Annotated in this window: 33 protein-coding genes; 8 read left to right on the top strand and 25 right to left on the bottom strand. The window is 35.7% G+C overall.

The genetic code is table 11. The features are described from left to right. Positions 1-32 precede the first annotated feature (32 nt). The 3 genes from DB891_RS03775 to DB891_RS03765 all read left to right on the top strand — a co-directional run bounded on the left by DB891_RS03775 (position 33) and on the right by DB891_RS03765 (position 2,415). Positions 33-1,229 carry a phage head morphogenesis protein gene (locus tag DB891_RS03775; protein ID WP_189337090.1) on the top strand — a complete coding sequence of 399 codons (1,197 nt, stop codon included), beginning with the start codon at positions 33-35 and terminating at the stop codon, positions 1,227-1,229. Positions 1,230-1,302: 73 nt separating this feature from the next. Next, positions 1,303-1,854 (top strand): phage virion morphogenesis protein, encoded by a 552-nt coding sequence (locus DB891_RS03770; RefSeq protein ID WP_116760742.1) that lies wholly within the window; start codon positions 1,303-1,305, stop codon positions 1,852-1,854. Between the two features lie 12 nt (positions 1,855-1,866). After that, positions 1,867-2,415 (top strand): hypothetical protein, encoded by a 549-nt coding sequence (locus DB891_RS03765; RefSeq protein WP_116760740.1) that lies wholly within the window; start codon positions 1,867-1,869, stop codon positions 2,413-2,415. Here the strand turns inward: DB891_RS03765 and DB891_RS03760 are convergent. The 6 genes from DB891_RS03760 to DB891_RS03740 all read right to left on the bottom strand — a co-directional run bounded on the left by DB891_RS03760 (position 2,412) and on the right by DB891_RS03740 (position 4,687). Further along, positions 2,412-2,591: a hypothetical protein gene (locus DB891_RS03760; RefSeq protein WP_116760738.1), complete on the bottom strand. Its 180-nt coding sequence runs from the start codon at positions 2,589-2,591 to the stop codon at positions 2,412-2,414. The two genes, DB891_RS03765 and DB891_RS03760, sit on opposite strands and share 4 nt — an antisense overlap. A gap of 90 nt (positions 2,592-2,681) precedes the next feature. Then, a complete protein-coding gene (locus tag DB891_RS03755) occupies positions 2,682-3,509 on the bottom strand; it encodes a hypothetical protein (RefSeq protein ID WP_116760737.1) in 828 nt (275 codons plus the stop codon). Continuing rightward, positions 3,493-3,690: a hypothetical protein gene (locus tag DB891_RS03750; RefSeq protein ID WP_116760735.1), complete on the bottom strand. Its 198-nt coding sequence runs from the start codon at positions 3,688-3,690 to the stop codon at positions 3,493-3,495. The genes DB891_RS03755 and DB891_RS03750 overlap by 17 nt, the downstream gene beginning before the upstream one ends. A gap of 4 nt (positions 3,691-3,694) precedes the next feature. Next, complete coding sequence (locus DB891_RS03745; protein ID WP_116760733.1) at positions 3,695-3,982, bottom strand: hypothetical protein; 288 nt, start codon at positions 3,980-3,982, stop codon at positions 3,695-3,697. A 12-nt stretch (positions 3,983-3,994) separates the two neighbouring features. Next, positions 3,995-4,129 carry a hypothetical protein gene (locus tag DB891_RS17865; protein WP_262497823.1) on the bottom strand — a complete coding sequence of 45 codons (135 nt, stop codon included), beginning with the start codon at positions 4,127-4,129 and terminating at the stop codon, positions 3,995-3,997. 51 nt (positions 4,130-4,180) lie between these two features. Beyond that, on the bottom strand, positions 4,181-4,687 hold the full coding sequence (locus DB891_RS03740; RefSeq protein WP_116760731.1) for a hypothetical protein: 507 nt from the start codon (positions 4,685-4,687) through the stop codon (positions 4,181-4,183). Between the two features lie 52 nt (positions 4,688-4,739). Here DB891_RS03740 and DB891_RS03735 point away from each other — a divergent pair, with 52 nt between their 5' ends. Next, the gene (locus DB891_RS03735) at positions 4,740-5,201 is read left to right on the top strand and encodes a hypothetical protein (RefSeq protein ID WP_124019482.1); all 462 of its coding nucleotides are present in this window, start codon (positions 4,740-4,742) and stop codon (positions 5,199-5,201) included. Positions 5,202-5,299: 98 nt separating this feature from the next. Here the strand turns inward: DB891_RS03735 and DB891_RS03730 are convergent, their stop codons facing one another. The 16 genes from DB891_RS03730 to DB891_RS03655 all read right to left on the bottom strand — a co-directional run bounded on the left by DB891_RS03730 (position 5,300) and on the right by DB891_RS03655 (position 13,625). Then, complete coding sequence (locus DB891_RS03730; RefSeq protein WP_116760727.1) at positions 5,300-5,824, bottom strand: hypothetical protein; 525 nt, start codon at positions 5,822-5,824, stop codon at positions 5,300-5,302. Then, a complete protein-coding gene (locus DB891_RS03725; RefSeq protein ID WP_116760725.1) occupies positions 5,782-6,138 on the bottom strand; it encodes a DUF4406 domain-containing protein in 357 nt (118 codons plus the stop codon). Before DB891_RS03725 ends, DB891_RS03730 begins: the two co-directional genes overlap by 43 nt. Positions 6,139-6,274: 136 nt before the next feature. After that, the gene (locus DB891_RS03720) at positions 6,275-6,607 is read right to left on the bottom strand and encodes a hypothetical protein (RefSeq protein ID WP_116760723.1); all 333 of its coding nucleotides are present in this window, start codon (positions 6,605-6,607) and stop codon (positions 6,275-6,277) included. A gap of 1 nt (position 6,608) precedes the next feature. Beyond that, positions 6,609-6,848 (bottom strand): hypothetical protein, encoded by a 240-nt coding sequence (locus tag DB891_RS03715; protein WP_116760721.1) that lies wholly within the window; start codon positions 6,846-6,848, stop codon positions 6,609-6,611. 131 nt (positions 6,849-6,979) lie between these two features. Further along, complete coding sequence (locus tag DB891_RS03710; RefSeq protein ID WP_116760719.1) at positions 6,980-7,201, bottom strand: hypothetical protein; 222 nt, start codon at positions 7,199-7,201, stop codon at positions 6,980-6,982. A 1-nt stretch (position 7,202) separates the two neighbouring features. After that, complete coding sequence (locus DB891_RS03705; protein ID WP_116760717.1) at positions 7,203-7,562, bottom strand: hypothetical protein; 360 nt, start codon at positions 7,560-7,562, stop codon at positions 7,203-7,205. Next, positions 7,549-7,908 (bottom strand): hypothetical protein, encoded by a 360-nt coding sequence (locus DB891_RS03700; RefSeq protein WP_116760716.1) that lies wholly within the window; start codon positions 7,906-7,908, stop codon positions 7,549-7,551. The genes DB891_RS03705 and DB891_RS03700 overlap by 14 nt, the downstream gene beginning before the upstream one ends. A gap of 79 nt (positions 7,909-7,987) precedes the next feature. Then, positions 7,988-8,188: a hypothetical protein gene (locus tag DB891_RS03695; RefSeq protein ID WP_116760714.1), complete on the bottom strand. Its 201-nt coding sequence runs from the start codon at positions 8,186-8,188 to the stop codon at positions 7,988-7,990. Positions 8,189-8,308: 120 nt separating this feature from the next. Next, complete coding sequence (locus tag DB891_RS03690; RefSeq protein WP_116760712.1) at positions 8,309-8,986, bottom strand: DUF3164 family protein; 678 nt, start codon at positions 8,984-8,986, stop codon at positions 8,309-8,311. Between the two features lie 3 nt (positions 8,987-8,989). After that, entirely contained in the window at positions 8,990-9,247 is a 258-nt protein-coding gene (locus DB891_RS03685) for a hypothetical protein (RefSeq protein ID WP_116760710.1), read from the bottom strand. Next, the gene (locus DB891_RS03680; protein WP_116760708.1) at positions 9,244-9,423 is read right to left on the bottom strand and encodes a hypothetical protein; all 180 of its coding nucleotides are present in this window, start codon (positions 9,421-9,423) and stop codon (positions 9,244-9,246) included. Before DB891_RS03680 ends, DB891_RS03685 begins: the two co-directional genes overlap by 4 nt. Continuing rightward, positions 9,424-9,807 (bottom strand): hypothetical protein, encoded by a 384-nt coding sequence (locus tag DB891_RS03675; protein ID WP_116760706.1) that lies wholly within the window; start codon positions 9,805-9,807, stop codon positions 9,424-9,426. It abuts the gene before it with no gap. Between the two features lie 2 nt (positions 9,808-9,809). Beyond that, complete coding sequence (locus DB891_RS03670; RefSeq protein ID WP_116760704.1) at positions 9,810-10,436, bottom strand: hypothetical protein; 627 nt, start codon at positions 10,434-10,436, stop codon at positions 9,810-9,812. Further along, the gene (locus DB891_RS03665) at positions 10,437-11,282 is read right to left on the bottom strand and encodes an AAA family ATPase (RefSeq protein ID WP_116760702.1); all 846 of its coding nucleotides are present in this window, start codon (positions 11,280-11,282) and stop codon (positions 10,437-10,439) included. It lies immediately after the preceding gene. Positions 11,283-11,327: 45 nt separating this feature from the next. After that, on the bottom strand, positions 11,328-13,352 hold the full coding sequence (locus DB891_RS03660; RefSeq protein WP_124019481.1) for a kinase: 2,025 nt from the start codon (positions 13,350-13,352) through the stop codon (positions 11,328-11,330). 63 nt (positions 13,353-13,415) lie between these two features. Further along, a complete protein-coding gene (locus DB891_RS03655; RefSeq protein ID WP_116760698.1) occupies positions 13,416-13,625 on the bottom strand; it encodes a hypothetical protein in 210 nt (69 codons plus the stop codon). Positions 13,626-13,736: 111 nt separating this feature from the next. On the opposite strand from DB891_RS03655, the gene DB891_RS03650 reads away from it, so the two are divergent. Continuing rightward, positions 13,737-14,189: a hypothetical protein gene (locus DB891_RS03650; RefSeq protein WP_116760696.1), complete on the top strand. Its 453-nt coding sequence runs from the start codon at positions 13,737-13,739 to the stop codon at positions 14,187-14,189. 555 nt (positions 14,190-14,744) lie between these two features. Here the strand turns inward: DB891_RS03650 and DB891_RS03645 are convergent. Together DB891_RS03645 and DB891_RS03640 are read right to left on the bottom strand one after the other, a co-directional pair. Beyond that, complete coding sequence (locus DB891_RS03645; protein WP_116760694.1) at positions 14,745-15,791, bottom strand: RluA family pseudouridine synthase; 1,047 nt, start codon at positions 15,789-15,791, stop codon at positions 14,745-14,747. Then, entirely contained in the window at positions 15,781-16,401 is a 621-nt protein-coding gene (locus DB891_RS03640; RefSeq protein WP_116760692.1) for a PASTA domain-containing protein, read from the bottom strand. Before DB891_RS03640 ends, DB891_RS03645 begins: the two co-directional genes overlap by 11 nt. Before the next feature lie 308 nt (positions 16,402-16,709). Between DB891_RS03640 and DB891_RS03635 the strand changes: the two genes are divergently transcribed. The 3 genes from DB891_RS03635 (at position 16,710) to DB891_RS03625 (ending at position 18,883) form a co-directional block, all read left to right on the top strand. Then, positions 16,710-17,708 carry a D-alanine--D-alanine ligase gene (locus DB891_RS03635; RefSeq protein ID WP_116760690.1) on the top strand — a complete coding sequence of 333 codons (999 nt, stop codon included), beginning with the start codon at positions 16,710-16,712 and terminating at the stop codon, positions 17,706-17,708. A gap of 4 nt (positions 17,709-17,712) precedes the next feature. Next, positions 17,713-18,180, top strand: coding sequence for a pantetheine-phosphate adenylyltransferase (gene coaD, locus DB891_RS03630; RefSeq protein ID WP_116760688.1), 468 nt, complete (start codon positions 17,713-17,715; stop codon positions 18,178-18,180). Between the two features lie 124 nt (positions 18,181-18,304). Then, the gene (locus DB891_RS03625; protein WP_116760686.1) at positions 18,305-18,883 is read left to right on the top strand and encodes a PhnA domain-containing protein; all 579 of its coding nucleotides are present in this window, start codon (positions 18,305-18,307) and stop codon (positions 18,881-18,883) included. Positions 18,884-19,028: 145 nt separating this feature from the next. Here DB891_RS03625 and DB891_RS03620 read toward each other — a convergent pair whose 3' ends face one another. Continuing rightward, the gene (locus DB891_RS03620; RefSeq protein WP_116760684.1) at positions 19,029-19,472 is read right to left on the bottom strand and encodes a hypothetical protein; all 444 of its coding nucleotides are present in this window, start codon (positions 19,470-19,472) and stop codon (positions 19,029-19,031) included. Positions 19,473-19,760: the final 288 nt, after the last annotated feature.

The raw sequence follows: 19,760 nt of genomic DNA, 5'->3' as shown, positions 1-19,760 counted from the left end.
TTGAAGCTGTTGAGTTAACCAATTACACTAAGTTGATTGAAAAGGTTGCCAAACAATTACACGAAGGAACTTTAAAGCCATCCGACCTGAATAGTGATTTATTGACCACTATTTTAGGTGATGTCAAAGGAGCTCTAGCAGATGGTTATGGTAAAAGCTCCAGTAATTATGACACTAATGCAAAAAGTAAATTGCAGCTCAATCAAAACTTATATCGTTTTGCAGGAGCAAAGACTTTTCAAGAACTGGCAAAACTGAATTACTTTTTAGGTAATAAACCCTCTTTTGCCGACTTCAAAAAAGAAGCTTTGAAAGTGAATGAGCAATATAATGTTCAATACTTGCAAACTGAGTTTGTTACCGCCAATCGCTCTGGAGCAATGGCGGAGAAATGGGACAAAATACAAAGTCAAAAACAACTGTATCCTAACTTGACCTACAAAACAGTCAAAGATAAACGAGTACGTGATGAGCATAGGAATATTGATGAAATCACAAAGCCTGTTGATGATCCTTTTTGGGACAAATGGTATCCTCCAAACGGATGGCATTGCCGTTGTTATGTAACCCAAACGGATGTAGAACCAACCAAGGGAACGCCCGTAGGAAACCCAACACCGGGCTTTCATGGAAATGTTGGTAAAAGTAATATGGTGTTTAATGAAGATGAACATCCTTATTTCATATTTCCCGAAGCCGATGCCAAAAAAATAAAGGCAAGTTTTGAAGATTTAAAGCTTTCAACACCTGATTACAATGTGGTACATACTAACAAAAAAGCAACAGTAGAAGTGTCAACCTGGGCGGATCCTTATGATATTGAAATGAATCATAAATATGCCAAAATTCTAGTAGACGAATTAGGGATTAGTGTTAAAATAAAGGCACATAGCGAGTATATAAAAGACCGTAAAAACCCTGAATATGAAATTAATGATTTGAACTCCGATTTAAAAAACATCAATTCAGTAAAAGGGATAACCAACGGATTTGATAATGCTAAAACTCAAATGGGAATAGGCAAAAATCATTATTCAATAGTTTTCAGCTTGGACAACCTCAAAAAAATAAAACTGGAAGATATTACGAAACAATTATCTAATAAGTTTAGCGCAACAAGAGGCAAAAATATAGACAGGGTTTTCTTTATTAGAAATGGGAAAGCGGTAGAGTTAACCAGAGATAATATACTTAAAAAAGAGTATGCAACATTAGAAGCAATTCTATAAAAAAGGGAGAGGGCTTGCATCATTACTGATCCGCGCCCTCATATTATAGTACAAATATACACAATTATTCAATATGTTAGAGAAAACCCCCAATTTTGATAAAATTGCTAAACAATTAATCCTTGATGCTCAAACCATTGCCGAGGTCGAGATGATTAATTTTGTAATGGGCAACTTCGAGAAACAAGGCTTTTTGGATAGTTCCCTACAACCGTGGCAAGAAAGAGCCATCGATGATGATCCTGGGCGTGCCATACTGACCAAAAGCGGTGCTTTGCGGGATTCTGTCAAGCTAATCAGTAGTAGTACCAAACGTGTAGTAGTAGGTTCGGACTCCAAATATGCCAAAATTCATAATGAAGGTGGTACAATACACATCCCGATAACCAAGAAAATGAGGAAGTATTTTTGGTACAAGTATTATACCATTGCCGACAAAAGCGGAAATATACAATCAGGAAGTGCCTCCGAAGCTTCGATGTATAAAGCCATTGCATTGAGCCGAAAAACACACCTAACGGTAAAAATACCCAAAAGGCAATTTATAGGCGAATCCGTAACCTTTAACCGTGACATTGACACCAAGTTTATAAAGATGATTGAAAGACGATTTAAAACCCAATAAAATACTATTTAAATGAAGGATTTAAAAAATTTATACCTAGAACATGAAAAACGAATAAGTGACAACATTGCCGAAATCAAGCATGTTGACTTGTGGAGTGAGCAAGTTTCGTTTATGGCCGATGAGCATCCGTTCCGGTCTCCAGCCGTGTTTTTTGGCTATCGAGTTTTAGCCACAGAGGACCAGGGAGAAAAAATACAAGAGTTGCGACTGCAGGTAGATGTTTATTTATTCTACGAAACCTTTGCCGACACCTCCAAAGGAAGCAAGAAACAACAAAAAGCTTTAGATTTTCTTGATTTGTTGACTAAGATAAACAGTTGTTTTCACGCCACATCTGGCAATTATTACAGTAATATGCGTAGAACAGGTTTTAATCCTGTAGAGACAGGCGGGGCGGGTATATTATACGTGCAGCGCTATGAGCTGACTATGACTGATGATTCCGCAAAAGAGCTATATGAACTAATGAAGTTTGAACACATGGAAATGGAAGTTATTCGAGAGGAAGTACCAGCAGTGGGTAATCAGAGTAATTTGTATGTAGATATTGAAGTTTAACGGTAAATATAGGCTTCTACCGTTTTAGGGCGTAAATAGAATTTTTGAGCCGTGGCAGCTGTACAGTAAGCAATAGTGTATTTTTTGACACCCAAATCCATAACCGTACTTAACTTATTGAAATAAGCCACTATCTCGTGTTTTTTTTGGGTTTGTAATTCAGTATCTCTTGCCATAAGACAAAAGTAAAAAACTTTTTTTACATAAAAAAACCCACTTTTTTGAAGTGGGTTTTTTTGGGTATTTAATCGTTTTTGAGCATTTAATTAAGTTCTAGACTGATTCATTAAAACCCATCTGTCATTTTCCTCTTGAATATAGAAGTCTAACTTTTTAGGAAAGTCAATAAACTTTTGGATTTTGGAGTCTTTTAATGTTATTTCTTGGTCTGCATTTGGATAGTAATACTTTTTCCAAACAGCAAAAATCTGTAAATAACTACCCGAAAGCTGTTTAAATCTATAGTTTTTCATTCCTTTTTGCTGTAGATCAGTGTTTTCACCTTTATTGTCAATATTGAACGATACTGTCAAAAACTCGGATTGAGCATATTGATCTAATTTATCGTATTGCTCGTTTGTCATTTCTGCAGGTACAAATCGAACTACATAAGCATGCTCTTCCGCAAACTCCTGAGAGTTCAATAAACGGACGCTTTTAGGTTGCGCCGAGGCTATCTCTTGAGCAATTGCCAAAGCGTCTTTATCCGTGGGAACATTGTTTAAAGAAGCTAAGTAATTATAGTCTTGTGATTGTACTAATGATGTTATTAGTATGAAAGCGAGTAGTAATAGTTTTTTCATTGTTTTGGAATGATGAAGTAAAGGCAATTTAGTTATTAGTTGAGATATATACTTTTGTTGATCCTGATTGATTTTAATTAATTGTTCGATTAAAGTATATGGATTTTCATTTGTTATCAAACACTCAATTACTTTAACCGTTAAAGGATCAGTTTGCGCATTATTTTCAATAAAGTCTTTTGTGAAGTTGTCAATTACCTCTAGCCTTTTTTCGCGATAATCACTTTCTTTTGTTGGAGGAATAGAAAATACTTGTCTAAAATTCTCCCAATCTTTATTGTTTTTTTCCATAATTATCAATTTGATTTTTAAATTTTACGCAAAGCTCGTAATTTTCATTTTCCTCAGCTTCTTGTAAATCAGCTTGCAACTCCTCCAAAGTACGTTTAAACTCCACGGATGTGATACTGGTAATTTCGCGTCCAAATAGCGTTACTTTTACATCTTTCCAACTGTTATGCTTTCCTTTCATATCCTTACTTTCTAAACCCTAACCGTGTTATTGTATCGTATTGCTCTATGAACGCCATGCCCGGAATGTCTTTTTTAACCCGTCTGTCGAACGTTTTTAATTGCCAAGGCGTGATTTTTTCTATATTGATATATAATGTGTCATAAAAGCCTCTTTTGTTGCTTGGCAGTCCAACGATAATGCCTTGTCTAAATATTTCGGACTCTTTATATAATTGTATTGATCGCAATATTTTTGGCTCGATCTGAATAAAAATACTTTCTATTTTGGTTTGTTCCTGATCTGTAAGCATAACTCAAATATATTAATAAATCCATCCAAAATTAACAACAATCGCCAAATATATTGCTGGGTCTATAAATGTTAAGCGTTTGTCTCGTTTTGTTCGCCTTTCAATTTCGGCTATTTTGTTGTCGTATTCTTGTAATATTTCGTGCATGATTTTCAAAGGTATTAAGTTAGTTTTATTGTTTGTTACGGGTTTCCGTACTTAGTATTTTAAATCCGTCCAATGAATAATTTTACCCGTGAAATCTTTATTGAAGTAAGCAAAGAAATCTTCTATAGTGTCGAAGCCATCGTTTTGGGCGAGTTGTAACATCTTATCCGAATCGAATTGGTCAAGTGTGTAAATACTTTTCCCGTCTATTTTTACCCAAGGCCTATAACTATCTGAAAAGCCTATCCATTTAATCTCAATTTTTTGAACAGTAACAACTGGCAGGACTGGAGCAAACCGAAACATATTCTTTTGACGGCAATTAATAAAGAAATCTATTTTTGCATCTGTTTTCCATCGGTCTTTTTTGTCTTCGCGAATGGTGTGAATTTTATGATGTAGCTTATCTTTTGCTACAAAATTATAATCATGTGGGTAATGTAAATCGGGGTCAATACCTGCTTTCATATTTAGTTCTTGTAATCTAAAACCTTTATGAATTTTCTCTACAAAATATGTTGGCTTACTGTTTAATTGTGTGCTAAATCCTAGTATCATAAAATTATTTTTATTGATTGTGTTGAAAATGATTAGTTTTGAAAAAAAAATAATGGATAAACCTACCGCAAAACTTTATGACTCTTTATTAAAAGAAATTGCAAAAACCCCCAATAGCCCTTGGCATGTCTCCCAAATTTTTAAAAATGCAGAATTAGTAGGTTTTACAACTGCCATACAAATAGAAACTGCTATTACATTATTTCAAGAAGATGGCTTAATTGATTTTATTAAGCATCCAAAATCACCAGAGCATAATTTTGGAATCTATAGTATAACAGGCAAAGGGGTAAAATTTATCACCTTTGAAGGTGGTTATACAGAAAAAAGACTCTATGAAAATTATGATAAAGTAAATAAGCGTTTTACTGTTGTGAGGCACTGGGTTTGGTTTTACAGTTTTTTGATTAGCTTTATTGCAAACATTTCCTTTATCGTCGCTTTTCAATTAGGATATATAGAATATACACCAATCCTAAAAGAAATAATGGACAAAATAGGATTAAGTAGTTAATAACAAACATCTTCATACTTAATAAAGAAGTAGCCATTGCGACTCCTGCTGCAAACACAATAAAGTAATTTCGCTTTTTCATTGTTTAAATTGTTAAATTATACTCTTCTAGTAGTTTTGCTTTTTGCAAATTCTGCAATCATTGGGTTAAAGTTCTTAGTGCTTACCGCTTCGGGGTATTCGTTATCGTAGTATCGTTTGTTGATGTAAGTTGCCATGTGACATTTTGCAATTCCGCTTGTTTTTAGATAGCGTTCATATGGAACAAGGGAAAGGAAAAATTTAATCTTTTCGGCTTCCGACATCTTTTTGAATGACTTTTCAGCATCTTGTTTGGCAAGCTTGTGATTGTAAATTATCCAACCCGATTCAAAAGACAAATCGGCAGGGGAAATATTGATCTCAAATACTTTGGTGTATTTTTCGTCTTTCATCCAAATAGCTTTAATAATACTTTCATTTGCAGGAAAGTTAGTTTCACTAAAAAGCCATTTCATTTGCTTACCGTTCAATTCCCCTTCAGATATTTCAAATAGTTTTAAATTGCCGTCTAAATCGTATTTAAATAGGAATATCAATCCTATTTCTTTGCCTTTGGCTCGGTAGGTTGTGAGTTGCTCCATAAGTCGATTAGATTAAATACATTATTTGCACAAGGGATTTTTAAATTTTTGGCTAATTGCAATTCTATCATTGCACCAACGCTTTGAGTGTGGCAGGGCATAAAATAAACGCCATCACAATCAATGAGCGCCTTTAAACACTTTTTCATAGCTTCCTCCCAAGTAGCATTCCAGTCGTTTACCACTTCAAGCGGGTTGACAACTATAAAACCAATGCTTTGAAGTTCGGTTTGCAAATCTGCAAATTTGGCATAGACTTCATCTTGTGGCAATCCAGTTACTTTTCCAGCAATATAAATTTTCTTACTTTTCATTTTAAAAGGTATTTTATAGGTTTAATGTGTTCAAAATTCTTTGCTATTACGATAGCTTCTTTTTTTAGTCGTGCCTCAGTTTCAAAAATGCTTTCGGCTTTCTTAGTTGGTTTTGGGAGTTTACTTTTTACGGGCATTAAGCTAATTGTTGGTTTAGTGTTGAGGCGATTTGGCGTAGTGCGTTACGATCATAATCACACATCGGGAACGCATCCATAATTGAAACAAATTGTTCTAAAAAATGAGCTTCTACAGGCTCCAGCGAAAAGGAAAACTTTTTATCTCTGTTAAAAAGGTTGGATTGATCCTGTACTTCGATTTGTTTTTTCTTAAACTTTATCGCCACTTTACTCAGGACGCTTTTTGCTACTTTTGTAGTTCGATCTTTTGGCGGTGTTTTTGGAATTTCATTGAATGAGAACACCAACGCACCTAACTGCTTTTCGGATAGTTTTAAGGTTATTTTCATTTTAACATTCGGTTTTTTTAGGTTCTTTATAATCTTCAAGCGGACATTCATTAGGAATATCAATATTCACTTTGCCTGAAGAGGTCGACAATCTTAGCAGAAAAGCCGATTTCAATATTCCTCCATCTGGAGTCTCGTAAACACAACAATAAACAGATGTGTAATTATCTTTTTTGGATTCAAATTCCGAGCAATACTGACATTCGTTACAATTGCTAACTAGTTTGGCTATTTTTTTCATATTAACATTCTGTTTTTGGCTCTGATAAATGTTCGCCACATTCTGTACAAACGAGTACGGTTGTTTCGCAGGTGGCAACGCTTGCTATTACTTTGATCTTGGCTATGTCGTGGGCGCATACTTCGGTGATGCTAAAATCCTCCATGTTTCAATCCGCAATTTTTACAGTACAATTTTCCGTTTTTTTCTTTTACAGACATTTCGATTTCGCATTCAAAGCAATACATGTCGTCGTACTCTGTATATTCATTTTCGAAGGGAGCTGTCGCTAAATAAATTCCAACAAAAACACCCACTATAAAAACTGTTACAGCCAAAAGGCAACAGATAACATTTATAATAATTTCATTCATCTTATTTATATTTTGATTTTACAATTCCTTTAAATGCTTCTATAATTTTAGAAACCTCATAAGGTTCCATCTTTTTTAAAGGCTTATTAATTGGTGATTTATCGCTTTTTAAAAAATCGCTTAACCTTGGCATGTCTGCCACTTCGCCCCATTTGCCATTGGGTACCGTCCATTGTGCTTGACGCATTAATGATAGGATTGTTTTGTGCTGTTGGTTGTTTTTGTCAAATAATCCCCAGTTGCTTTTGCTGTGGGTTCTGCCACCTGTAACAATAGTTTCTAATTGCTTTTTTGGACTGTTGTAATGATCGACTGCCGAACCTTCGCCGGTGAATAGGTAAGGCGATCTAGTTGCTGTCATTTTTCTGAATTAATAGTCTATCAATAATTTCTCCAACTGTCATATCATCTAAATCAACGCCTTCTAATTCAAAGTTTACGCTTGAATATTTAAAGGGATTTATACCATTTGTTAACTTATATTTCTTAACAATTTCAACCGCTATTGGATCATCAGTTAATAGTTTTAAGTCTTTTTTCTCAATAGCTCCAAAAATCTCGCTATGCTTCCCTAAAACTTCACCGAAGTAAACTTCTATTTTACTACTGATTAGTTTGGCTACTTGTGGTTTAGTGGCTAAGAAAACACCCTCTAAATCTCCCATTCTTCCACAGCATAAGCTTAATTTGTAAATTGCTTGTTTCATTTTTGTTGTTTTTAAAATTAGCTCCCGAGGCGGGACTCGAACCCGCAAAAGCCATTTTCACTCGGGATAACCGAATTAACTAACCCTTGTAAGTTGCTTTGGTGTGTTTTTTGAATGCTGGATTGTCGATAACAAGTTTTTTGTATCTGCGAAACATTCTGAGTTCTATATCTGTCATTGCACTACTAGAAATCCAATTTTCGTTATGATCTTTATACATCATGTGGCCATTTACCTTGTAGGACTCGTGATCTATTATTGGTATGATTTCTATACTCATTCTGTTGGTGTTTTAAATAGATTCTTATCTTAAATCGAAGCCATAACACATAGTTAATTATGGCTTTTCCGTTGAGTACTGCCAGCAATAGAGCCAGCAGTACAGTTATGGGGTTACTCATTAGACTGTGAATCTAAATTCTACTTTCTTGGTTCGGTTTTCGCCTACTTGGACAAACTTGTAACCGCTTACATACGTACTGCCTTTGGTTCTGTTTTGGGCATCGGTGATAATGTCCATTCCTTCGTCGAATTCGGGTGAATTGAAATCGGAGCGCATTTGGTTGAGCTGAATGATTTTGGAGGGGTTCAACATTCCTGTTTTTACGTTAGGTTTCAAGAGTTGGTTTACTGCTTTAGAGAGCTTCACCGCGTTTTCGTCATTTTCGTCCCCTGATAATGCGGTTAGGTAATTCATTATTTTTTGAATTCCTGCGGTTTCGGTGCCATCAAAAGAGATCGTGATATTGTGACCTATTGTAATACTGCAAGAACCATCCGGATGCGTAACGGTGTGGCTCTCTTGGTCTAGTTTGTCAATGCCGTAGATGTCTTTTTTGAGGCTTAAAACGTCATTGAAATTCTCAAAAATCGTATCGACCAATTGCTCCATATCATTTTGACGTTCGATTAATGGGTCAATATTGTTTAGCAAAAACTCTACCGATAGCTCTTTGTAAGCGACTTTGTCTGATTTTAGTTTTTGTTTTATCTGTTTTTCCTCAGCGGCCAATTCTGCCATTAGTTTCTTTTTGTCTTCTTTTGATAATTCTGAAAGGTTTACTGTTTGTGATTCCATTTTTTATTGTGTGATTAAATTAATGTCTATTGTTTTTTGAATTATAAAGCGAATTTTACTTTCTATTTTTGGCGGGCATTTGTAATGCCTTTTATCGGGTTCTTGGTTTTCTTGATTGAGTTGACTAAGTAAACTCCCTCGCTCCTGATTTATAAGAATGCGTTCCAGTGTACTGAAACAAGCGGGGCGCCCTACTTGCTGTTGATCGGAGCAATATTGTAGGATATTGTAGAGGTCTTCGAGGCGGTTTACTATATTCATACGTTGTTAATGTTTTGCTCTCTTAAATCGAAAGTGTCTCGCTCTAAAGGAATGTCGATCTGCTCTTCTTTCAAAGTTCTCAAATCGGTTTCGATTGTTGTGCGATTAGGGTGGTTTGGATTCTCTTTTAACCATTTTTCTAGTGTTCCTATCTTGTTTTTTTGTTGGTAGTTCATTTAGTTTTGGTTAAAGGTTAACGATGGAATTTTTACGCCTTGAACACTCATAGAACCAATCGCATGTGTTTTCTTAATTTCCTGTAATAAGGCTGTTGGGCGAATGCTTAGCATTTTATCAATACAATCGGCATAGCATATTTTATAATCATCAGTAGATACTGCGCTAGAACCTGCATATCTCTTTGTGAGTAGCTGAAATTCTTTTTCACATTTTGAGTATTCAATCATGTACCATTTTGACACACTCGCATTGGCTAACACTTTTTGAAACTCTCTGTCATTGATTGTTACACTTTCGCACCATTCCATATAATTACTCATTTGTAACGCTTCGTATTGGTGCGGGGTAATGTCTAATTTTTGGATTATTGAGTCTTGCATGGCTATTTTATTTTAATGTCAAAATGGGCGGCTCCTTGCTCCCAAATCGTATAGGGTTCTTTATCTCCTCCAAGACGGCTTAAACACATCGCCTTGTAACCTTCGACTCTGATTTTTACGTCAGCATCATATTTCACAAACTTGGCGAGAGAACCTTCGGGGTTCTTACCATCTGCATGGCTTATGAAAATGAACAGTTTAGTATGAAACTCCTCTTTGAGTATTTTGTACTCTTTTTTTGTGAGTCCCGTGTATTGCAAACTGTCAATGAAAATAATGTCGGGCGATTTCTTTTTTCGCAATCGCTCCTTTAGATCATCAATACCTTCTCGGTTGCCTATGAGGAAGCGGTTTTTTACCTCCTGCATGTTTTGCCTAATGACTGCATTCTGCATTGATTTTCGTGCTCCTTCCTCCAGCGTGTTATAGAACACCTTACCTGATTGTGTCAAGGCTTTGGCCAGTTGAAGAGAGAATCCAGTTTTACCGTTAAATGATTCCCCCCATATTATCCAAATTCCCGACCGTTCTGGCTTTCCTAATAACTTTTTAAATTCGGTCGGCAACTCTAATTCAATGAACTTTTTTTTACTTATTTCGTCAACCGAAACGGCTCTCTTTAACGCCATTTAAACTCTGTTTTTTACTGCGTGAATTTTTCGTTTTACTCTTCTTAGATCTCCTTCGGAATCATTGAATATTTCCTTTATATCTTTTGAATTTTCTACTCCGTTGGCGATGCATATTTGGGTTACATCCGTAAAATTTACACCTTTCAATTCGATGAACTTTCTACCAATTCGGGAGTTAATTTCTTTGTACCCTTTTCGGTTCAATTTGATTCCTTTACTGATTCTTTTAGAAAGATGATCAGTTGCACAAAGAATAATTCCGCAATGATCTTCTAATCTGTTGTATAATGTGATAAAGAAATACAACACGGTATCTGGTAGCTTGTCGGCTTCATCTAGTATGATTAGCGGGGTTTGTTGCGACTTCAATTTCTTCACAATTTCATTCATCATTTCGGCCACTGTAAAACCGCTATAATCAACACCCATTGCGGTAAGAAGTTGTACTAAGAATTCTTTTCGATTCCAGTACTCAGCACAACTCAATAAGTACGAGTTTTTACTGTCTTGAATGTAAAGTTCGAAAGTCTTTGACTTACCAGAACCTGCATCGCCTGTCATGGCAAATACATTGGCATTTTGTTTAGCATCATCTAAAAAGTAGTTGATCATTTTGAAATCGGTGGTTTCTACACAAACCCATTCTTTAGAACTATGTCCTATTTGAGAAGCAACATTGCGCCACATGGTTTCTGATATTTGATCCCAGTTATCGTTTGTCATTTGTGAGAGCAAGGCAGACGAAACGCCAGTTAAGGAATGAGCTGCTTTGTTTTGGCTACCTTTTTGAGCGATGTAGTTAGCCAGTTTTTCTTGAACTTGTTTTTTGAAATCTGTTGTCATAACTTTGTTGTTTATTGGTTGGGTTAATGTGGGCTGCAACCCGTTTTACATTGAATCGGTATAATCATATTTGTTGTCAACTAAAACCGCCTCGCTTACTTTCTTTTGATATTGAGCGATGTCGGTTTTTTGCTTCGCCAGTTCCCCTTTTAGGCTCGAGTCTTTTTTAACTTTCTTGCTATTAATCCCTTTAAGGTTTGGTGTTTTAAAACCATAATCGTCAGCACTCATTTTATGTTTTTCGAGATTGGCTTCTACTTGATTTCGAATACCAATTCTAGCTTGCTTGGTTGCTTCGATTTGATCTCTGTAATATTGAGCTTCCCAATCTTCTTGTTCTTGTTGTCCTCTGTGTATCTCGACTTTGGTTTCGGCAGCACAAACAAACTTTAATCCTAGTGCCGTTTTCTTGTAGAGATAAATCAAACTCATATCATCCGGGTCAAACTTGATGTGGAATTTTTGATTTACATTTTTCAAATGCCAGTCTTGATCTATCACTCTCGAATTCTCTTGATACACTACATATTCATATTGAATTTTCTTCTCTTTGAAACTAACACCCGATGAAGTACAAGTAATTGGAAGGTTTCGCTCTATCCAAAAGAAATCTACCATCTGGAACGGTGTCACTTCGGGCGCATCGGGATTGATGCTTTCAAAATACATGTCAATTCTTGGTTTGCCTGTTTTTGGGTGCGGTGCCTGGTTCCATAGTGTACGTTTTTCAATGTATATGGCTATCAACTCGGTAAGTGTAGGCAGTTTGTCAACATTTGCAAGGATGAACTCCATATTTGGGTGACTTGAAACCTTTGTCGCTGTAATATTTTGCCCTGTCCAGTTCCATTCTTGTGCTAAAAACTGAGTTTGAAATCGTCCAAATGCACTCTCAATAGTCTTAGATTTACCGTTATACGGCTGTGTTTTGATAGCTAAATGACTAATTTTATCAAAAAAACCGCCATTGTGTAACTTCTTGTTACCCGAGCCATTATCAAATGATACTTGATAAGGACGGTGACCCGAAGTCTTGATTGCCATTTTATAAGCTTGGTAACCTGCCTCATAATCTTCATTGTCTGAAACGTGATAACCAAGAAATACCTCGCTGTAGGCATCCATTACCTCATATACATTGATGGTTTTCATTTTACCGTTAGCATCTTGGTAGTACATATTGACTTTCGTACCGTCTGAATACCAAAGTGAATCACGCATAGATGGAAGAGCGGTTTTGAATGGCATAGTAAACTTTTCTTTGAATTTCAATTCACCAAAGCGATTAGCCCACCATAATGGTTCAATCTTAGGATCAGTTAAGAAATTGATAAGAGATTGCTCCGATTTTAAAAGCTTCCATTCTTGCTCCTCAGCTTGCTGATTGTACATTTTGAGAAGTTGATTGTAATTAGCCACGCGTTTTACAGGATTTGTCCAGCAAGCTAGCACGAATGCTTTGGCCTCATCGTTAATTTTCTCAGCGTTCTTAGAACCAAATGATTTGTGTATAAATACTCCGTAACCATCGTTTAAGTACTGTTTAACCTTGTCTTTTAGCCTTCTTTGGTTAGCAGGAAGCGAGTGCGGATAAGTATGTTTTGGTAAATCTGAAACTACCTCTGTAATTCTTTCCCAAATATTTACTTTTGTTCCAGCTAATGCTTTTCGTTGTGCTAATTTTGAGTTAACGATCGTATTAATAGCATTGGCCACATTTGCATTGCAGCAATATTCCTTGATATTCTTTTCGGGTAAAGCTTCACCGCTGTCAAGAGTATAGTTTCTATAAAAGTCATACGCCTTTTGATCCTGTTCGATATAATCAGTAAATGTGATAGTAGTAACCTTTGCATAAGGATCTCCCGCTAGTTCAATGACTTTACTTTTTATATCAGATCTCATGGTGTCGAATTGGATTAGGGCTTTGCGGCCGTTGCCACCTGTTGTGAGTTTTTTTAAGTGTCCTCTGGATGTTAGTTGGCAATAATTTGACATACTAATTATTCCCGCTTCTAAAAGCCAACTTGATTGAACACAAAGAATATTATTTTGATAGTATTCGAACATTGTTGTTGTTTTATTTGTTCCCGCCGTGGTGTCGGAACCACGCTAAGCCGTGGCGGGATTTTACTAAAATTTGTCTTCGGTTGTTTCGTCTATTTCTTTAAACTCTTTAATCAATTCCTCACGGTTTTCGATGATTTTGAGTAGAGTTTCTTTTGCTTTCTCATCCCCCCTTAAAAACCGCATCTTGGCAGCAGGAGCGTTAAGTCCTAGAACCTGACCTAGTAGCGTGTAGTCTCCGTATTGTGTCTTTTTTTTAATTTGTTCTATTGTCATAACTGATTAATTATTTTATATCTTTGTTTCATTGTTGGTACAAATACAATACAGATTTTCTGAATTATACAAATTAAAATACAGAAAATATGGATTTAATTTTACACATATATGAAAGAAGCTATTAATCAGAGATTTATAGAAGCGGTTAACGCAATTATTTCTTGTAATAAAGAATATAATAAGGCGAAGATTGCGGCTAAGCTGAATATTAAGCCGAGTAAGTTTTCAGAGATACTTAACAAAAGAATGAATATAAGTATTGATAGCATTTTGCTGTTTTCAGATATATTCGTCATTCCTCTTGATTGGTTGCTCATGGGCAAAGGATCTATAGATCATAGTTATATTAAAGAAGAAAATCCGCCAGATAGCTTCAAAGAACTAGCCGAGTCGAGAAAAGAAACAATTGAGTTACTAAGGGGAAAGGTCATGTCTCTAGAGAAAGAGGTCTTGGAGTTAAGAGAGAAAATAAACATCGAGGAAAGTATAAATGCCAGTGTCCAGAGAGGTGCTGTGGAGTCTCTTAATGAACCAAAATTAGGAGAGAAAATAGGTAAATAAAGCTATAAATAAATTTTTTATACAATTTAACACGTAAAAATAAGGCTTAACCATTGATTTTATTGGGGTAAGCCTTTTTATATGGTAATAACAACAGGGTATTAAGTGGGTACTTAAATGTAAAAAATAGTATTTATTATCCTTTAAAAGATACTAACAGGATTTATATACTTACAGATTTTCTGTATTTTGTAATAGCAACTGTAATAGCAACTGTAATAGCAAAACAAAAAATAACGGTTTTTCATTATTTCTTGATTATGCCAAAAAGAAACCGTTTAATAAGCTTTAAAAAATACTTAAAAGCTCATAAAACGGCAAAAAATAAGCCCCACTTATTAAGAAAATGGAGCTTTTGGGTATATATGTACGGCGCAATAGTAGTTAGGTGTTTAAACCGTTTAAAAGCAGTAATAGTAATGGTAGTTCAATGGTATTAAACGGTATATAAATGTACCTTTTATTTTTGGATAATTTTAGACCTTTTTTGTTGTTAAACCCTTATTTTATTGGGTTTTTAGACCTTTTTTATATTAGTTACTTATGTACAATTTATTATATAGCCCTTACTTCCTCAGTAAGATGAGATTTCGAATACCCTCTCCATTTCTCGATACAATCCAGAAAATCCTGAGGCAATTCCGTATCAAAACGCATCATTTCTCCAGTAGTAGGATGCACAAAACCAAGCGTTTTAGCGTGTAACGCCTGACGCGGCAAGGCTTTGAAACAATTTTCAATAAACTGTTTGTATTTGGTAAACGTAGTTCCTTTCAAAATCAAGTGACCTCCATAACGCTCATCATTAAAAAGCGGATGACCAATATGTTTCAAATGCGCACGAATCTGGTGCGTTCTTCCTGTTTCCAGTCGGCATGAAATCAAAGTTACATAACCAAAACGCTCCAAAACTTTATAGTGCGTTATGGCAGGCTTTCCTATTTCAGGATCAGCAAAAACTGCCATTTGCATACGGTCTTTCAAGTGTCTGGCCAAGTTACCTTCTATGGTTCCTTGCTCTGCGGTTACATTCCCCCAAACAAGGGCAATATATTCTCTTTCGGATGTTTTGGCTTCAAATTGTTTCGCCAAATGCGTCATCGCAGCTTCGGTTTTGGCAATTACCAATAAACCCGAAGTATCTTTATCGATTCTATGTACCAAGCCCGGACGCTCGCTACTGTTCATCGGCAAATTCTCGAAATGAAAAGCCAATGCATTAACCAAAGTTCCGGTGTAATTTCCATGCCCTGGATGAACTACCATTCCAGGTTCTTTGTTAATCAACAACAAAGTATCGTCTTCGTAGACAATGTTCAATGGAATATCCTCTGGATCTACCCTATTCTCAAAAGGCGGATGCGATAACATCACCTGAACCACATCTAAAGCTTTAACTTTATAATTGGATTTTACAGGCACATCATTCACAAAAATATTTCCTTCCGTAGCTGCGTTCTGAATTTTATTACGTGTGGCGTTTTGAATCAAACTCATCAAGTATTTGTCTATTCGCAAAGTCGCTTGTCCTTTGGGAACTTCAAATCTAAAATGTTCAAATAATTCTTCGTCTAATTCTAATATCACTTTATTATTGTTCATCTGTTGGGGTTTCTTGTGTTGGAACAGCCGTACTGTCCACTACTACTTCTTCTTGATAACTCTCTTTTCCATCGCCTAAAACCAAATCAATTTTGGATGCTTTCAGGACTCTGTCTCCTACTTTTAAATTTCTTCCTTTATAACGCATTTCCAAGACCATGTCTTTTCCTAAATTGGGAACATACGTGATCGTTCCTTCCTCAAGCCCCAAAGCCTTAAGTGTTGGCACTGCCTCACGGTACGTTTTCTCAATTAAATCCGGAATTCTCACAGACGAAAATCCAGAAGAATTGATCTTAATATATACTTTTCTACCTACTTTCACTTTTGTACCCGGTATAGGATCTTGCTCTACCACGCTGTATTTTGGAAAATCTCCTCTAAAATCAACACTATCCAACAGCTCATAATCCAAATCCAATTCGTCCAGCTTATCTTCCACTTGCTCCTCTGTCAATTTTCTCAAATCCGGAACCGCAATTTCATGTCCATGATCCGTCGTAAAAGTCAACCAATGCATGAATAAATAACCTAAAACTGCAATAATTGCAAGTGCAATCGCTACTTGTCCAAAAAATACGCGACTCGTAAGATATTTTTTTAAGCTCATAAATATTTTTATTTCCCGCAAAGATAAAGCTATTTCGTTTCAAAAAAAATGATAATTTTGTTTAATAGTATTTGTCCTTCCGAGCATCATTCTAGGAAGGAGCTATTTCCCGCTATTCGTTGTAATCTTTTTATTTTTAAAGGAAAAATAAAAAGGATTTCCACTGCTATCGGGGCTAGGGAATTCGTTTTCAAAACAACATTAGAATTTAAAAATTAAAACCACAGTATTACAATTACACTTTCAAAAAAGTTTGTGTATCCCGATAATTATCGGGACGTGTAATTCCTGATCAAAAACAAAAAGACATGAAAAATATTGCCATCATCATGGGCGGTTATTCTAGCGAATACAAGATCTCACTCATTAGCGGAAACGTAGTTTACCAATTTTTGGACAAAAAAAAATACAATGGCTTTCGCATCCATATTTTTAAAGAAAAATGGGTGTATGTAGATGCAAACGATGCTGAATTTCCAATTGACAAAAATGATTTTTCGGTACAAGTAGACGGAAAAAAAATCAGTTTCGATTGCGTTTTCAATGCCATTCACGGAACACCGGGTGAAGACGGATTGATGCAAGCCTATTTCGAATTATTAAACATTCCACAAACCGCCTGCGATTATTACCAAGCTGCATTGACCTTCAACAAACGTGATTTATTATCCGTGTTAAAACCATACGGAATCAAAACAGCCACTTCTTATTACCTTAACAAAGGAGATGTTATCAACACTGACGAAATTGTAAAAAAATTAGGTCTGCCTTGTTTTGTAAAACCTAACAAAGCAGGATCTAGCTTTGGAATTTCAAAAGTAAAAACTGCTGCCGAATTGCCAATCGCCATCGAAGTAGCCTACCAAGAAGACAACGAAATCATCATAGAAAGTTTTCTTGATGGTACCGAAGTTTCTGTTGGAGTTATCAATTATAAAGGAACCATTACCGTTTTGCCAATCACCGAAATTGTTTCCGAAAATGATTTCTTCGATTACGAAGCCAAATACCAAGGCAAGTCTCAAGAAATTACACCCGCTAGAATTTCGGATGAAATGACCCAGAAAATAGCAGAAATTGCAAAACGCGCCTACGAAGTACTTAAAATGAAAGGATTCTCCAGAAGCGAATTCATCATTGTAGACGGAGAACCGCACATGCTTGAAATGAACACCATTCCTGGTCTTACCACCGAAAGTTTGATTCCACAACAGGCCAAAGCAGCTGGAATTTCACTAGAAGACTTGTTTACAAACGCCATAGAATTGGCTATTCCCGAAAAACCAAATTATTCGTTAACTGTATAGTAAAATGAAAAAAGCCATATTCCCGGGATCATTCGATCCTATAACTTTAGGACACGAAGACATCATCAATAGAGGCATTTCTCTTTTTGATGAAATTGTGATTGCCATTGGAGTCAACGCCGAAAAAAAATACATGTTTACACTTGATGAAAGAAAAAAATTCATCGAGGAAACCTTCAAAGACGAACCCAAAGTTACTGTGATCACTTACGAAGGGCTAACTATCGATTTGTGCCATAAAATCAAAGCCGATTTTATCCTTAGAGGTCTGCGCAACCCCGCCGATTTTGAATTCGAAAAAGCCATCGCACACACCAACAGACGCTTATCCAAAATAGAAACTGTCTTTTTATTGACAGCCGCAAAAACATCTTACATCAGTTCGAGTATCGTAAGAGACGTAATCCGAAATCATGGAGAATATCAAATGCTGGTTCCGGAAGCGGTTCAAGTTAAAATTCATAAACTGTAGTCAGTATTATTCAGTCTCAGTTTACAATTTACAGCCTGAGAACTGAGACTGCGACTGAAAACTTATATTTGCAATATGCTGGAATAAGCCGTAATTTCGCAACCTAAATAACACACCCCTTATAATGAGCTTCGAAAGAGAATTAAATAAACGCAGCGGTTCACAATGTGAATTATGTGCTGCCACCGAAAACTTAAAAGAATACCAAGTATTACCTACCAAAAAAGGTGGATTAGACGAAAGCATCTTTGCTTGTGCTACATGTATTGATCAAATAGAAAATCCAGGTCATGAAGATTTGAACCACTGGAGATGTTTGAACGACAGCATGTGGAGCGAACACACGCCTGTACAAGTTGTAGCTTGGAGAATGTTAAGCCGTTTGCGTAAAAACGGATGGCCACAAGAATTGTTGGAGCAAATGTATTTTGACGAAGATACTCTAGCATGGGCGCAAGCCACAGGAGAAGGAGAAGATGATGAAAACAAAATCATACACCGTGATGTTAACGGAGTTATTTTAACTCATGGAGATTCTGTTGTATTGATCAAAGATCTAAAAGTGAAAGGATCTAGCATGGTGGCCAAACAAGGAACTTCGGTACGTAACATCCGATTGGATCATGAAAATGCAGAATACATCGAAGGAAAAGTAGATGGACAACAAATTGTAATTATCACCCAATACGTGAAGAAAATATAGTAATCAAGTGGTTAGTGGTCAGAAAAAAGAGTGATCAGGAATCCCTTTTAAATCAAAAAAAACGTTAGCAGTAAAATAGTATACTGCTAACGTTTTTTTTTATTTTTCACTGCTCACTAAAAAACTGAACACTGAACACTAATTTCTAGCTCTTTTGAAACAATTTCTCAACCTGTTCTTTTGATAAAGGTTCAGAAACATTAGTTGAATTTGCCGCTTTGTTTGAAACCATGAATTGTACGGTTGTCTTTTTATCTGAGTTGGCAATATAATGCAACCAAACAAAATTATTAGGCAATTCTAATTTTACATCATTCAATGGACTCGCAGTAAATCCGCTTGATATAATACCGTAAAGACTTTGATAAGCATTATCAATATTTTTGAATGTAAAAGCCTTTAAAGCTGGCTCTTCTTCTTCGCTTTGAACAGTTGTATAAAAAAAGGTAAACTCATCTCCAATTTTTTGAACATAAAAACTATTATTTACTCTACCTAATTTTTCAACAGGTACAGTTTCAAGAACTTTAATTTGGCTAAAGCCAATAGAACTAATAAACATAACAGCAATCGCAATAACTTTTTTCATAATTAATTTGGGGTTTAATGATATACTTTGTAGGTAAGTATTTAGCAGCAAACATACTAATAATAAAAAGCAACTTCTTTTTTACATTAATTATTTATCAACATTAAAACATTTATTTTGTTTGTAAACTAAAATAATATCATGCAATAATGAGGCGGTTTTCAGTTTTCAGTCGCAATTTTCAGCATCTGAAATTGAAAAAATCTACTTTACGGCTGATTAGAAAATAAAAAGCGTTAGCAGTAATACTGCTAACGCTTTTTATTAAACTGAAAACTGAGACTGAAT

Origin of the sequence: Flavobacterium laiguense, from assembly GCF_003097655.1 — a bacterium.
Classification (GTDB): Bacteria; Bacteroidota; Bacteroidia; order Flavobacteriales; family Flavobacteriaceae; genus Flavobacterium; species Flavobacterium laiguense.
The sequence above is the reverse complement of the archived record's forward strand: the minus strand, read 5'-3'. Positions and strand labels throughout refer to the sequence as shown.